The sequence below is a fragment of the Bacillota bacterium genome (assembly GCA_012518215.1).
Classification (GTDB): Bacteria; Bacillota; Dethiobacteria; order DTU022; family PWGO01; genus JAAYSV01.
In genome coordinates, this window is the sequence record JAAYSV010000055.1 from 1 (window position 1) to 15,943 (window position 15,943).

Consider the following 15,943-nt stretch of genomic DNA (forward strand, 5'->3'; position numbering starts at 1 on the left):
CCGTACCCGTGCTAAAGCCTGTATTTACAGGGCTTTATAGGCCATTATGCGAGAGGTACTCTTTTCAAGGCCATTTTCATCAATTAATTCTATTATAATTATATACAAATAACACTTGAGTTGCAAAGGTTTCAATCAAATATGGCCAATCATTCCTTCTTTCTTCACCACACAGCCTCTCGCATCCCTATATTACCAGGAAACTTGAGCCTTATATATGTATTTTATTGTCAAAGAACGTCAAAATCTAGCTTTCTAGACTATTACTGCAGTCGATTCCTCAAAATCAACAGAACGCCCAAGAAATTCAAAAGCCTCTTTTCCCCGCCCCTTCACCGGACCGGTGTCAATGATCATCACTCTATCCTCTTTGTGATGGATAATGTCCGTTATGGCCGAAATTAGAATTACTTTCTCTTGCCTTGACAGTTCACAGGAAAACACGGAGTACTGCAGGGGGTCACCAAACCCGCGCATTTTCTTGAACATTCTCGTCAATCTTTTTGCGTCGGAAATGTCGTAACAGACTATATAACGGTTGCGCATATCTTTTCTCCTTGATCAATCTGGTTTTATCTTACAAGGAAAGCAGGATAAGTTTTGATTTCACCATTCAAATAACGCCCCAGTAGCCTCGCTTGCAATTCCAGAACCCTTCTGTAGCTGATAGAATAACCCAGGACCGGATGTGTAACCAGCGTGTCCATACGCCTTTCATAAGTAGCAAGGAATTTCTTGCGTCCTTCGCCATCAAGCGCTACGCTTCCTGCTCGAAAAATGAAATTTTCCCTGGTTATTTCATTGTTATTAATAGCTGTTAAAACCACAGAGTCGGCGATAATGGGCCGGAATTCTTCCATCAGATCAAGAGCAAGGGCCGGCCGGCCGTAGCGCGGCCGATGATAAAAGCCAAGGTATGGGTCAAATCCAACTGCAAGGAGGGTAACCATCAGATCTTTGTTTAACAGTGAATAGGCGTAAGACAGCAATGCGTTTATGGGGTCCCTGGGTGGGCGGCGATTGCGAGTTTTGAAGATAAAGGATACGTCTTTTTTGTATTCCTCCGCCTTCACCAGCTCAGCAAACTTTGAAAAATAGACCTTGGCTGCCGCACCTTCAATTCCCAATAATATGTCACTGCTCTTGACATGCCTGGCCCTGGTTGACAATCGATACAATTCATCAACTGTTTTTTTGTCGGGAGAAGGATGATTGCGCCGGTAAAAAGTGCGGCAATTTCTTATCTTGGTATTAACAAATATTCTGGCCAGATCGAGGCTTTGTTCCTGATTGGCAGCAACCCTGAACTGGCGTATCCTCAATTCAATGTTCTTGTGGGTCATCCCCGTATTGTAACCATAAAACCATCCGCCGTAGGAAAAATAACATACAGGTATGTTACGCGTATTCAATTCACGCAAAGCTTGCGTGGAAATCTGTATATTGCCAAAAACGCATAGTTGAGATATGTCCATCAGCCGTACTTCTTTCAAAATCTTTCCCTTACGCCTGATGGTCAGCAGGTCACCTTTTTTACCCACAGAAACCCCCTGTTCCTGGATATAAACAGGCAGGGCATCCTGCCTGGCAGGAATTAGACGGCGGTTTTCTCCGCCTTTCATGTCTTTCTCAAACAAAAGGTTGGTTTCGTCAGGCAAGCAGATGCCAACAAGGGAACAACGCGGGCATTTCGGACTATCCTTCAATGGTTCCGGTATGCTACCTCCAAGTGCTGTTTCAATCAATTCATCTCTCAAGGCAAGCGTCCGTTCAATCAATTCATCTTCTATCGGCACCATGGTTCTTTTTTTGGATCCTGCATAATAAATTATGCCATGGTCACATCTATAACCGTGATCCTGCAGAATAAGAGCTTGGGCACAGAGCTGAACACGATCCGGTTCCCATGCGCCTTCGGGAAGATCGGGCATACTTCCCCGTTTATAATCAACCGGAACTACCCTTTCCGGTTCTATTTCCAGAAGGTCTATTCTGGCGATCAGACGATATTTCTCACTGGAAATCAAAACCGAACGGGCTTGCACAATCTCCGGAGGAAGGTCATCATGGTCCGGAAGATCTCCCCTTTCACGATCAACCCGCCGATGCTTGAAACGTCCCTCAAGGGTGTCAGCGCTTTCGGCAAATTCACCTTGCACCCATTCAAGATAAAAAAGCCGGCGGCAGTATGTAAATTCATTGAGCATGCGCGCCGGGATATAATCCGGCAGTCCTTCATCAACCGTTACCCGGGAATTTTTATGTTCAGTTTTATTCATCTTTATATCGTTGTTCATCGCTCAATTTTTCTTTCATTATTTTGATAATGGCAATTCTCTGCTGAGTTCCTATGTTTCCGGAAAAAAATTGCCCATACCGAAATGACAACCATAACCGAGGTTTATCGGCCCGTTCACCGGGGCTGCAAAAAGCAAGCGGAAACCATACAGTAACCCCGGTCCTTTCCGTTTTTTGCCCTGCCGCCAGAAGCGAAATTTATGCCAACCTGCTTCGCTTCCTTTCAGGGGGCAGCCGGGTATGAATTCGACCTTTTCAAGAAGTGGTAGCGATGGCTGCCCTTCTCTACGCAAACCCCATTCACGCCTGGCCTGATATTCGGGCCCGTCTATCTGGATACCGCCGGCATCTTTCTTTGGCCGGCCATCGCGATAATACTTGGGAAAACGCCCCAGAACAAATGGTGTGGAAGATCGCCAGCAAGAGGATGAGGCAAACAGTTGTGTTCTGTCAGCAAAATCTTCCGGGGTGCCCACCCCGGTAACGACCAGGTTGATTTTATGTTTCTCCCCCCCCGGATATAGGTTCTTTATAGACATGAGCGCCTCCCGCTCCATATCTGAAAATCCCCCGGGAGCATAGACCATGATACTTTCAATAAACCCATCCCCATCCTCGTCAGTCGGCAGGTAGAAAGCATGGCGATGACCCTTTAGAGGCCGCCCATCCTCTTTCTTGCCGGAGAGAATCGAGCTTCTTCCCCCTCCATGGATCCTTCCATACCTTGCCATTGCAGCCAGCCGTGCCACCTCGGCTACTTTTATGGTCTCGTATATACGCGGCAGGGGTTTACCCGAAAGAGCGTAGTGGACTACCGAGATGGGTTTTTCTTCTTTTCGCCGTATGGAATGGCGTGGCTGATATGCAAAAGAGTTGTCGGGCAGAGCATAGTAAACCCACCGTGATCCCGGCGGGTCAGCGTATCCTTTTTTTCTCAGATCGGCAGTATCAACCTGCAACCTGTCCAGCAGGTCCGGATTGTCTTCCCGGGAAGCCAGCACCCTGACCGCCTCATAACCATCCGGAATACCCTCTTCCATGACAGGAAAACAGTTCCGGGAAAACTGATGTGTTGTTGATAGGGTAGCTTCAACCCACGATTCAGCCCGTCCGAGATGGGACATCCCGTAAAGCAATTTTCCGAGCAGGTCCCTTTCCTTACCTGCCAGCTCTACCTCTGGCCAGCAAGCCATCAGGGGTGCCTCCCTGCCCAGTTGCAAGAACGTGTCGAAAATCATTCTTGGCACCTCTTTCCTCCCTTCTCTCATGGGCATATACTGCCTGGTGCCCCCGATGGTTGCCGGTGGCAGAAAGAAACTCGGCAGAGTCGTCATTTTTTTCAACAGGGCTTCTATCTCTTCCGCATCGACCAGGGGCAGGGTCTTCCTCCATGAAGCAACAAGCGCACGAAGTAATCGCCAGGGAGATGGAGGCCATTCCGGGAAACCTTCGTTGACGTTGCGGCCCCATGGGGTACTGTGGTAGCGGCCGGAAAGCATGCTGAAATTTATAGCGATCATTCTGTTTCATCCTCGCCTTTCTCATCGGTTTTTTCTTTCTTCACGGCTTTTTTCTCGTAAATTATTTCCATTACGGGCGGTTCGGCGAACAGACCCTCGTTGCGACAATTCAAAAGGGCGCTTTTCAAAGGTTCTTCCAGCTCTTCCTCGTCGGGTACGGTAAAACCTTCCGGTCGGGAGACAGTCAGGGAAGTACACCGCAGATCGCAAGCAGTGCGTAAACGCAACCCTGAATTCAGGAAACGCCTGATTTTCCAGAGCGAGAAGATGGTCAGAAACCGGTTGACATTCTCCCCAAGCCCATAACTCCTCATAGTAGCCAGATCAAGGTTGAAGTAGGCGGTTATTTTTTCCGCGGTGAACTCGGTGCGGTGAAAAGGTACATTGCCGAATCCGACGGCAACTTCTGCCGTTGTGGCCGATGGGTTAACCCGGTCAATCTTTGCACCACCACTTTCAACCGGCCTGATATTGATCGCTTCTATGAAAGAGGAAATCAGCCGCTGGAGGCGGAGCCGGCCGCCGGCCAGATCCTTCTTGGAGAAAAATACACCATGCAGAAGGGTGTTGGGATCATATTTGAAGACTATCCTTGAAAGCTTGCGCAGATCAACGGGCAACCCCTCCATGCTTCCGGTTTCCTCGATCAATTTTTCCAGAAAAGAGGTGTCAGTCCCCTCCAGTATGTAGGGGGAATTCAGGCGATGCGATTCAAGAATAGAATTGGTAACATTCCTCCCGTCACGATCGACAACCTTGACGTAGGGTAACCCGGTCAGAGGCCCAACTACTTCTTCAGTTGCCTCATCCCAGCAGACTGCCTCCAGCCGATTGGCCATTGATTGAGCCGACTCGACGAGGAGCATCTCGTAGCCATCGGGGCTGTAAAAGGTCGCCGCCCCCAGGTTGGGAAAACCCGTGGGCTGAAAACGACTGCCCTGAAGGGGGACCAGATCCGCCTCCAGTAGAAGACTGCGTACATCTTTCAAACCCGACAAATCAACAGACATTTACAGAACAACTCCTTCCATTTTTTGATTTTCCAATTCAGGTTCTACAAGTATTTTGCCGGCGAGCCTGGACCAGCCACCCACCGGAATGATCATCGAGGCTGCCAGCCGCTTTTTCAGTTCCGGCGAAACGATAAAATGAGCCTCCCGGGGGCTGACAAGAAGGGCAAAACCACTTGCTGCAAGTCGCCTCAATGCCATCCTTGTCGCGGAATCGAAATCTTCGGCACGCAATCTTCCCAGCATGGCCCGGTCAATCTTTACATGAATTGGTTCAGCCTCCGGGGGCCAGCGCAGGGGGCCGGGCAAGAAAACCAGTTTCAACAGCGCATAAACCGGATAGGGTTCGTCGCGGCCGGTAACAGCCCGTTCAGGGAGATCCTCCTTTCTGGCATACTGCCACCTTATCAGAGACATGCCGATCAGAAGGGCAAGAATGCGCTTCTCCTCAAGTTTGCCATCAAGAAATAATCTGACATCGGCAAGTTCCGCCCGGAACCTGCTGCCCAATGGCAGCTGGCTTGTTTCGGTGCCTTTCCGCAGAAAACGTTTCTCGAGAATGGCGGAAAGGGTTCGCGGTAGGTCGGTTATGCCGACATTGTAATTTTTTTCTTCCCATGCCAGCCTTCCGCTCCTGTCCACTGCTACCGGTTCCAGGTTCTCGCGGATGCTTCCTCCCTCACCATCATAATCATGGATGGAAGATACGGAGGCGGCGATACGATATCCCGCGCTGCCATCATCGAGGGGTATGATCCAGCGGGGTGAGATGGTCAGCGGCGGCATGTTTTTCTGCATAACCCCGTTTAAAGCCACGTCCTGCGAGGCCTGCCCCAGGGCCATGATTATCTCCTGAAGACGCCGCGGGCCACCGTAACGGCAGTAGGAAAATATCGCTTCCTCGATGTTTTTCAGGGTATTTCGATAGCGGGCAGGGGTTCCTTTGCTGTGACATTCTCGCCTGAGACGATCCACCCACCAGTCGGTTTCATCCAGCAGCCGGACCGTGGGCCTGGAAGTAACCGGAAAGAGCCCCAGAGAAGAAGCGAAGTACATATTTCCGCTGCGGGATCCGGAGAGGAAACCTATTCTCTGGAAGGAAGTGATGCCCCGGTCTATCCCCAGCGAGGCCGCGGCCCGGGCAAAATCAACGCCATTCCGCGCCGTCCTCTGACCTACGCGGGCACGACCCTCGGAAAATAGGTAGCTGATTTCCGGCAGGGATGCCGGGTTTTTCCAGAGCGGAAGCCATATTTCTCCACGACTTCCTTTATCAGCATCATCGGTCGAGACTGTACCCCAGCCGGCAGCAGATGTACCCCTGACGGTGAAAGGAAAGGAGGAACCGCGCATCTGATGTTCCAGCTGGCGCGATACGGAACCGGCAAACAAGAACAATCCTTCCATGGCCAGAATATAATCCCAGGGGTTGACCAGGTTCACCCCACCATGGCCATTGGTACTGCTGTTGGGCCCCCCCGAACCTCCCGGCAAGAATTGCCCGGAGGAACCTTTTTCGATTTTTACCGCCCCCGGTTGAAAAAGTGCACTACGCAGGCGGGAAAGATTCAGAGCACGATTTTGCTTGTATTTTTTGTCGTCCACATCCGTTTTGCTCACGGGGATAACTTGTTGGAGATATCCCATGTGTGTGGCGGTAAATTCAAGGTTTCCATCGTTGCCGCCGCTTCCCATCAACGGTGCGAAAGAAGGATTATCATCGCTCAGGGCCAGTACCACATCCATCAATTCCACAAAACTATCGGGCATTTCTGACCGGCAACGTTCGATCAACGATGTCTTGACTTCTTTTAGCTTTTTCTGCTGTTTCTTGCCGTATTCGAGCCCCAGAGCCGCCAGTATGTCCTTGCTTCCAGCAATGACATCGATATATTCCCGGTAGCGCTCCTCCTCGGAATAAAATATGCTTTCAAGAATCCTCAGGGCAGCGTCGCCATAAAATCCGCTTCTGTTATTCCAAGGAGCAATGATGGGCGTGGGAATATATTCATCGATGAAAAATTCAAGGAGCTCTTCTTCGGAAAGAGTGGTGGAAAGAAAAAACATTCCGTTCTCCCACCAGCCGCGCACGCCTTTGTCTTTCTGTCGGGCAACGAGCCTGAGGATTCCCAGAGATTTGAGATAATGGAGCAGGGGTTCCGGACTACAACCCGTAAGCATATGCGTATGTTGTTGGAATTTACCGGACATATTTCACACCTCCTTTTTCTTCTTCCCGCCCATGCTGGCTCTGATATCTGCCGCACGTAGACAGGTTTCCAGGAAAGAAAGTTTTATCACTCCGAATGCATCACGCAGTCTGAGCATTCTTTCCAGCCAGGAGGCGCCCCTTTCGCCATCCCGCCCCATTTCAATCATGGAAAGATCCAGTACCGTCTCGGGCAAGGATACGCCTCCACCCAGATCGGCCTGAGAAACGGTGCTCCCATCCCAGATCCCTCTGGTTATCCGTGTTTCAGGCGGCAATCCTTCCGGAACTCTCTCATCGGGAAGGGAACGCACCGAGAGCCGCACTTTGCCATGGTGGGCAGCGATAAGAAAAGCTACCAGATTCAGTTCCATGGGGAAGGATTTCGCCAGAAATGTTCCGCCCTGCAAAAAAGCAAGTGCTCCGGCCAGTTCGTGTCTGAAGTAACGTTGCCGATGACGCTTGTTCCCGGGCGATTTGGCCCAGATCATGCCATCCCGGGGCAAGTTGCCATCCTGATTGCTTCTATGCATGGTTTCTTGAAAAACCTCGTGTGCTTTGCCAGCATCATGATATCGGGCCGAAATCAAGAGCATGCAGCGTTCGGTCGGTTTCAACCATAAAGTTTCGGTAATCTGTTCGAGTTTGGCCACCACTTCATCGGTATGCTCGCTCAGCGTCTGCCAGCCACCCTGGCTGAATGAATATTGATCTTCTTCGGTATCATCGGTCTTGATACTGGCCGGAACGATAGCAACAGGTTCTACTTCTTTCCCCTTCTCTCCGTGCCAGCCCCTATCCGGCGAGTATCCGCCGGCTGCCGCCGGCAGAAGAATGGTCATGCCGGGTCGGATCTCGTTGCTATTTACCTTCCGCCATCTTCCATCAAGGTAATCCCAGCGCCAGACGTTCCCCTCCATCCTGGAAACAAAAGCCCTCGCTGTACCAATGTTGACAGCACAGAGTTCATCTTGATGAAAAATTTCCAGATCTGCCGGAGGCTCCCCCTTCTTGTCCAAGTGCCGCCAGACAAAATGAACATCGATGTCTTCTGTATCACGCACAAAACGAGACACGTCGATGTCACTACCTGAAAGGTCGGGGGCAGTGTCAAACAGTTCAATAAAATCTTTCCGACGAATGACATGACGGAAAGCAAGCCCCGTCTCCACGCCGGGCAATCCAGCGGGCGATGCCGATCCGCCCTTCAATTTTTCCAGAAGTGTCCGCGTTTCCGCCATTTCCTCCGGGCTGTAAGGGGAAGCATCCCTGTCTTCAACGTCTATCCAGTAAACCTGGGCCTCATCATATTCTCCGAAACGGTTGCACCTCCCCAGGCGCTGCACCATGGCCGGCCACGAGCAGAGTTCGGTATAAAGAGTTTGTGATGATATGTTCACGCCTGCCTCCACTGCCTGGGTAGCCACGATGATTCTTCGTTCATGTTTTTCCGGAATTCTTTTATTGATTTGTTTTCTTTCTGCAGGCCTGAAACGCGAATGAACCAGCAACAAATCAAAATCATTTTCCCTCGTTCGAGCCCGTTCATTCTGCAATGCTCTGAAAATCTTCTGAGCATGGGCTACCCGATTAACGATCACCAATATCTGATCTCCCTCTTCCATGGATGCGATAATCTTCAAAGATAATTCTTTATAATACTTCGCACTATTTTTCCTGGCCGCGATCTCCAACTTCCTGACTGTCTTCCTCGCCGTGAGACGTTTTTTCAAACTCTCAACTTGACGGTCTTCATCCGCAAGTTCGAATGTTGATAGACTTGCTGCAATCGGGGAGAAGTCAACGGTTTCAAACCAGCGTCGGTCGATAGTCGCGGACATCCACAGATATTTATTGGGCCTGCAAGTAGGCATTGTTTTGTTAAAAGCCGCAAGCTGTGCGCTCGTAGCCAGCCCCGAGCCCATCAGCTGCACCTCATCGAAGACCCACTGACAATCGTTATTCAAAAGCCCAAAGGCCATCGGCCATTTGAAACGGCTCATGGCATAACCGCGATTGAGAGCACGTGAGATAAGCATGTCCTGAGTGCCGATAATTATCTGTGTTTTTTCAGGATAGAGAAGCCATTCTTCATCAATTTCTCCACCCATGATGATATGGGTCCCGATCCTTTCCGGGATCATCCCCGCTTTTTCCAGGTTCTCCAACATCTTTTTGCAGTCCCGGTAGGTCTGTTCCACCAGCGTGCGCATGGGCAGGCAGTAAACCAGGCGGCGCGGTACACGGCCATGAGTTTCACCCGGTTCTATTATTTCGTGAAAACCCCGTCTGACCGAGTCAGGCGACAACACATCGCGTGCTGTTTGATCGGAATACTTGAGGCGCCGCCAGAGCCACGCCAATATGACTGCGTAGGTTTTTCCCGACCCGGTAGGAGCACCGAGAAAACATGGTAATTCTTCCGAAGTAGCCATCTTGACCTGGTAGGGAAAAGGCTGATGGCCGGTTGCCTCCCGGAAAAATAATTCGTAATTGTTCACAGGCAGTCCTTGCCTCCTTTCACAATATTGCTTCTATTCTGCATATTTAAACATATTTTAACAGTTTCTTGGTTTTTTAACAACGGCAGGAAATCAATTGCTGACAGCATGTTGTCAGGGTGGTCGCTGACAGGGGGCTTATTTTTTTCTTGCACGGGGAGTATCTGTCCGCTTTCCGATTGTTTTCCGAACCCGCGGGGGCATCACCCGGATCAGGGTGATGCGGGGTTGCACAGTGCTTTTTTGCACCTCCGGCGGTAAGCCGAAAGGTGGGGTGCGTGATTCTTACTGCGAGGAGAGTTTCCGGTACGCTTCGATAGTCTCGGCTGAAAATCGGGCAATGATCTGCTGCATGAAAGTGTCGATTTCCAACGATCTGTCCTGAATCAGGGGGATCATCTCCAGAGCATAGATCAACGCCTCTGCCCGGTCGACGGAGTGGGCATCGGCATAGGTGGCGTTGGCAAGGCGCCGCCCGGCGGTGGCCAGGTCGAGCCGCTTGCCGGCGGATATCTGGGAATCGTGGGCACGGATGAGCTCCGCCGCCAGTTCCGGCCGGGCCGAAACATCGAGAGCCACCCTGTCCTTTCCGGGCAACCATTCCAGCCCCCTCCAGACTTCAGCACCGTAGAGTCTGGCCGGATGGAGACGGGCGGGAAGGCGGCGCAGGGTGGTGATCACCCGGAGTGCAACGGCCAGGTGAGTGTCGTGTTTGTCGAACAGGTTGTGCGTGTACATCGTTTCGGGGGTGGCAGCGGAGATCAGCGTTTCGAGGTCGGTGTCCGGCCCTTCGTCTCCGGTGTCCCTGGCCCGTTCGCTGCGGTAATCGAGAAGTGCCAGGCCGGAATACTTGCCGATGACGGCGGCCTCCATCTGTTCTTCCATGCGGATCCGCCTGATCTCCTCGTCACTCAGGGAGGCATATTCTCCCTCACGTGGGCTACCGCGGCCGTCGGTGATGACCACGCCAAAAAAATGTTTCCTGTCATCTTCATAGCACTGCAGGATGCCGTGGTAAGCCGCTATTTCCAGATCATCCTGGTGGGCGACGATGCCCATGTGCGTTGTTCTTCCGAGTGCTTCTTCGGGTGTGGAGCCGTCGGGTACGAATATCCGGGCTCCGGAATTGGCAAGTTTCATGAATGCTGTCATCTCCCCTCCGGGTTGTCCCTGCCGGGGCAAAGGTTGTGCACGTGCACTTCTCTGTATTATGATGCACCTTGCCGGCAGCCGCTACACGTGTGCATCCGATTCATGCCTTCCGACGGCTGCCCCGTTTCGGGGCGGGGGAAGCGGTGCCGGGCTGTTCCGCCTGTATTCACGGGGGCAGCTCCTGCCTGAACCGTCCTCCTTCCGCCCCGGAACATATCAGGGGTGAAGAGCAGGGATGTTCTTCTTCACCTCGTTTCATGCCACGTCAACTGTTCATCTCGTAGGCCCCGTTGAGGGCATAAACATGGTTCTTGAGCAGACGCTGGAAACGTTCCTCGTCGGCTACCGGCTTGCGGATCATCTTCATGAAGTGGCTCATCTGCTGCTCGGTGCTGCCGGGCTTGCAGTAGAGCTGCAGGGCAAATTTGGAGAAGTCCCGCACCATGAAATCGAAGATCTGATCGACGATATCTTCTTCCAGCCTGTATATCTCCGCATTTTCAAGGATGAGCTGGCCGTAAACGATCAGGGTGAAGATCTCGCCCACGGACATCAGGTAATCGATATCGCGCTGCTGCTTCTCGTCGGGCGGCGCGTTGGTCAGGAATTCCCTGAAAACATCGATCTGTTCGCGGAAGAGGTCGACATTGGGCAGGTCGTAAATTCCGTATGCAGTCCGGTAATCATGGAAACAGATCTTGCCCAGCCCGCGCGCCGGCCCCTGGTTGAAAAGAAAGTCATCGTTGCGGGCTTGCGACTGCTTTGCTATGACCGGGAAGGGTTGTGGGTTCAGAAAATAGTTGGGCATGAATTTGAGGATGAGTGCGATATTCACGTGGACCGTGCCTTCAAGTTTGGGCAGGGCCCTGATATCCCTTGCGGCCATCTCGAATATGGTGTCTTTCTCGAATCCCTTGGCGGCGATGACATCCCAGAGCAGATTGATAACTTCCTCGCCCTGGGTGGTGACTTTCATCTTGACCGTGGGGTTGTAAAGGAGGTAACGGCGGTCATCGGCGGAGGCGGTGCGCATGTAATCGGCGGCGCGCAGGGCAAAGAGTTTCATGGCCACCAGCCGGCAGTACGCATCGGCAAACATCCGCTTCACATGGGGAAAGTCGGTCACGTAGATACCGTAAAGGTTGCGGTTGGAGGCATGGTTGATCGCCTCGTAGAAGGCATGGGTGCAGATCCCGATCGAGGCCCAGCCGAGGTTGTATTTGCCCACGTTGACGGTGTTCAGGGCGGCGTCCCAGGCCTCATCGCCACGGGAGAGTATCTCCTCTTCCTTCACGGGATAATCACGCAGTTTGAAATCGGCCACATACGATTGTGAGTTGACAATGTTCTTTACCAGCTCGTAGTTCTTGTGTTTGTAGTTGGCGGTGAAGAAGACGTATTCCTTGCCGCCTTTCATCTTGCCGAAGGTGGAGACCATCTCGGCGATGTTGCCATTGCCGATATAATATTTTTCGCCGTTGGCCCTGTAGGTGCCATCGGGCAACGCTTCCAGGGCCATCTCCGTGGAGTAGATGTCGGCACCGTGCTCCCGTTCCGAGAGGCCGAAAGCGAAGACCTGCCCCTCTTTCAGCAGCCGCGCCGCACGGCGCTTGGCCTCCTCGTTGGCGCTCATCCAGATGGGGCCGAGCCCGAGGATGGAAACCTGCCAGGTGTACCAGTAGTGCAGGCCGTAAAAGGCAAGAATCTCGTTGAATTCGCAGTTGCGCCAGGTATCCCAGCGGCAGTCCTTCTCCCCGTACTTTTCCGGGGTGAGTAGTGTGTAAAATATCTCGTTCTTGCGGTTGAATTCAAGCAGATCCTCGTACCAGACCCGTTCGCGGTCGTGTTCCTTGATCCTGTTCTTGCCCTTGTTTTCAAAGAAGGCGATGGTGTCCAGCATGATCCGGCGGGATCGCTCGTCGGGGTATTCCCGATCATGTTTTTTGGGGTTCAACAAAACCATCGTCAGTCAACCTCCCGTATCAATATTTTTTTGTTTACACATGCTTTCCTGTCATGCCCGATCATCCAGCGTGAGCGCGGCACGGCCACACGGGTCAGGCTATGAATATCCTGTAGCGGGGGATGATCCTGACCGGCCCGATCAGGCCCGAAGGCATCAGGTTTTTTTTGTGCCGATGGTTCCTGTAAGCCACACCCCCCTGCCGGCCAAAGCCGACCAACCGGTTGTTCAGTGTCGGGATCACCTCTATCGTGATGTTGTTTTTCCCGACCTGTATGTGGGAAGTAACGTCTGCCTCGTAAGGCGGCAGCAGAAGCGGTTTTAGCCGATGGCCGTTACAGGTTACGATGGCAACATCGCCCACCCGCCCCAGTGACAGCAGCAGGTTCAGTTCGGCGGACAGGTAGCTTTCGTCCACGTCGAATTCCGCCTCGTAATGCCCCCGGGATGAGCAGTATTCCAGCGCGGGGATCGCCCGCCAGTCCTCCAGCCTCTGCATCTTCAACTCGATTTTTTGTTCATTGCCGCGCAGATCCTTGCTGGTTGTGGAAAATTGCCACCGGTTTATGGACAGGGGCTCCGGCAGCAGCGTCGGCGGGACAACTTTTTTTATCTCGCCGCTACCTGACAGGAAACGGTACTCCCCCGGCTTCGCCGCGTATGCCACCAGGCGGCTTCTTTCCCTTCTTGCCTCGAGCGGCGGGCCACGCAAGAGATGATGTCGCCTTGCCGAAGGAGCATCTTTCATCTCCAGCAGGAAAGAAGCGTAAGGGGCAAAATCAAGTTCCATGAAAAGTTGGTCCCTGACTGCTTCATAGACCGCTGCCTCCTCGGTTTCTCCGGTAAAAGGATCGAGTATGCAGGGTATTCTGTACCCATGCGGCAGCGAGAACCTGACCCGCCGGGGATGGGGGCTGCCGCTGCGCAGAAAGTAGTAATCGGTGTCCGTCGTCCGCCTGTGGATATAATGGATCGTGCGTTGTTCGCGTTCAAAGACGACGTTGGGCAGAACTCCCTTGGCCTTCAAAACGGGAGAAGGCATCTCTTCCCTGACAAAGGCCTTTTCTTTTTCATTCAAGGCCCGCATCATCTCCCTTATGCGGGGATCATTATCCTTGCACCCCTCGTAACCCGGCTGTTGCTGCGGCAACGCACCCATGAAAATCACCCTGACACCGCCCGCGGCCATCTCCTCCAACTTCCGGGCAAGCGGCAACGAGATATGTTCGATTTGGTTGAAGATGACCGCCTCGATCTCGGCCATGCCGACGAGAAGTTTCCCGCCTTCCACCAGCCCGCGCAGGAGGGCGTCCTCGTTGATATGGGTGTAATAGTAACCGTTGGCACTCAGGTTGTCGGTACACCTGCGCTTTGCCTTCAACCATTTCCTGGCCGCAACCCGTTTCCATCTGTCCCTGGCAGCCCCATCCAGATCTTCAAGGGGCGCATCGTCCTCATCCAGATACCCGCAACTCAGTTCCTCCCGGCCCAGAGGTATGTCGGGGTAGCCCAGCAACGGGAAGAAGAGAGCCACATTGCAGACCACCTTCCCCTGTTGAAGAATATGCTGACAGCGGGTAACATAGTCGTTCAGCATGGGATAGAATTCCCAGAATTCACTGATGCGGCTGAAATTGGTGGAAGTGGATCGTGATGTGGGCAGATGGGGGTCGGAGAAGAGATATGCTTCCGGGCATTCCGCCGCAGGATCCCGGTAGGGAAATCCATGATAGATGAGCTGGTTGGCGCCGGCGGCAAAGAGTCTGTCGGCAGCGACTTTCCACTTCAGGGGTGTGGTCTTGTATTCGCGGCCGCGCCAGCCCATGGCCCTGGCGGCCACCAGCGGTTTGTCATGAATGATCGCCGCCGAGCCGGCGATCCTGAGAAAGTCCATCTCCCCGCCGGCATGATCCTGCTCGGTAACGGGGAGATCCACGGAACCGTGCGACCCAAGGAGGTCAGCCCTGAAACCGTGGGCCTCCACCTTGCTGCGCAGGCGGTTTTCCCTGCCCCACCCGGCAAGTGTCCCCAGGAAACGGTCGTTGAACAGATCGGAGACGGTCAGATGATAATCGTATCTCACGCGGTCCCCGATGCGCTGTTCCCTGATGTCAAAGTTGGGCGCATCCCTGTCCGCTGCCGGGGCAAAGGTATGATAGTAATCCCGGACCGGGGTGAAAAGTACGGGAAGGAAGGGGGTGATGTCATATCCGCGCCTTCTCCTGAATTCTTTTTTGAAGTCGGCGGTCCACAACAGTCCCGCCTCTTCCCCGGCAAGCTGCGGATTGTCGACAAAGTAGCCGTAGAGGCGGCGGCCGAAATGATCCCCGAAATGGGCCTTGCCACGATCGAAGTGATGGTTCAACCATCTCTCCAGAGGGAGAGCCGAGAGGTGGTCGATGACCAGGCCTTCTTTCTCCGGGTCTTCCGCGGAAGCCGCTATCAGATGGTCCGGTGCCATCACCCGGGTATAGAAGGCAAATATGTACCAGAGCCCGCGGCGGGGGAATTCCCATTCGAGGAATCCATCTTCATCGGCATATTCCGTCAGATCGATGAGGTGCGCCGGGTCAAGATGAATTGCCCGGGGGCGGAGGAATCCCAGGCTTCTGGCCGCATCCCATCTTCTTTGGGGCCGGGCCGCCACCACATATTTCAGTACGGGTTTGGATCCGCCATGCGCCAAGATCTGTTTTATTCCCGCGCGCCTTGCAAAGCGTCCGCTTTTTTCCGGCGGCAATATTTCTGCCCGGGGAAGTGGGCCGCGGTACCGCCCCCCCATCACGGCGGCGTAGCCGATGAGCAGATTCTGCTGGGCTTCCTCGTTTTTTACATAGCTGCCACCCGTGGGCCAACCGGAAGAAACCGCAAGGTTGATCATCAGGTTCCGTTTCCGGGCTTCATCAAGCACGGTTCCCACCATCTCGTAGTAGTACGGCTGCATGAAACGGTGTACTCTTTCGTAACGTCCACGGCCCCGATGCAGTTGGCGGGGCATGCCCGGAGCCAGGGGCTGGATCTCCGCACCCCCGAAGCCCTGTTCATCGATTTCCGCCAGTTCCCGGAGAAGCTGTTCTTCCTCCACATCGATACCCGGCCACCACCAGCGCACCAGGGGGCGCGAATGTTTTGTCGGTTCCAGAAAACTGCCCTTGATTTCAATCGGCATGCAGACACCCCCCTGACAGAAATTTGCTGCGGCGATCATGCGCCGGGGCATCATCCGGCGTTGCCCGGCAATATCATGAATGTTGGTGATTGTGGCTCCGTAACGGACCCGCTCCGGCACA

Annotated in this window: 9 protein-coding genes; all 9 read right to left on the reverse strand. The window is 53.2% G+C overall.

Features of this window, described 5'->3' with window-relative positions:
* Positions 1–255: 255 nt before the first annotated feature.
* The 9 genes from cas2 to GX364_09245 all read right to left on the reverse strand — a co-directional run bounded on the left by cas2 (position 256) and on the right by GX364_09245 (position 15,942).
* The gene (cas2, locus tag GX364_09205) at positions 256–546 is read right to left on the reverse strand and encodes a CRISPR-associated endonuclease Cas2 (protein ID NLI71025.1); all 291 of its coding nucleotides are present in this window, start codon (positions 544–546) and stop codon (positions 256–258) included.
* A 26-nt stretch (positions 547–572) separates the two neighbouring features.
* Positions 573–2,207: a CRISPR-associated endonuclease Cas1 gene (cas1, locus tag GX364_09210; GenBank protein NLI71026.1), complete on the reverse strand. Its 1,635-nt coding sequence runs from the start codon at positions 2,205–2,207 to the stop codon at positions 573–575.
* A 141-nt stretch (positions 2,208–2,348) separates the two neighbouring features.
* Complete coding sequence (gene cas5u6u / locus GX364_09215) at positions 2,349–3,818, reverse strand: type I-U CRISPR-associated protein Cas5/Cas6 (protein ID NLI71027.1); 1,470 nt, start codon at positions 3,816–3,818, stop codon at positions 2,349–2,351.
* Positions 3,815–4,828: a type I-U CRISPR-associated protein Cas7 gene (gene cas7u / locus GX364_09220; GenBank protein NLI71028.1), complete on the reverse strand. Its 1,014-nt coding sequence runs from the start codon at positions 4,826–4,828 to the stop codon at positions 3,815–3,817. The genes cas5u6u and cas7u overlap by 4 nt, the downstream gene beginning before the upstream one ends.
* Entirely contained in the window at positions 4,829–7,039 is a 2,211-nt protein-coding gene (gene csx17, locus GX364_09225; protein NLI71029.1) for a type I-U CRISPR-associated protein Csx17, read from the reverse strand.
* 3 nt (positions 7,040–7,042) lie between these two features.
* Complete coding sequence (gene cas3, locus GX364_09230) at positions 7,043–9,538, reverse strand: CRISPR-associated helicase Cas3' (protein ID NLI71030.1); 2,496 nt, start codon at positions 9,536–9,538, stop codon at positions 7,043–7,045.
* 285 nt (positions 9,539–9,823) lie between these two features.
* On the reverse strand, positions 9,824–10,678 hold the full coding sequence (locus tag GX364_09235; GenBank protein NLI71031.1) for a PIG-L family deacetylase: 855 nt from the start codon (positions 10,676–10,678) through the stop codon (positions 9,824–9,826).
* A 277-nt stretch (positions 10,679–10,955) separates the two neighbouring features.
* A complete protein-coding gene (locus tag GX364_09240) occupies positions 10,956–12,653 on the reverse strand; it encodes an acyl-CoA dehydrogenase (GenBank protein NLI71032.1) in 1,698 nt (565 codons plus the stop codon).
* Positions 12,654–12,747: 94 nt separating this feature from the next.
* Positions 12,748–15,942 carry a hypothetical protein gene (locus tag GX364_09245; GenBank protein NLI71033.1) on the reverse strand — a complete coding sequence of 1,065 codons (3,195 nt, stop codon included), beginning with the start codon at positions 15,940–15,942 and terminating at the stop codon, positions 12,748–12,750.
* Position 15,943: the final 1 nt, after the last annotated feature.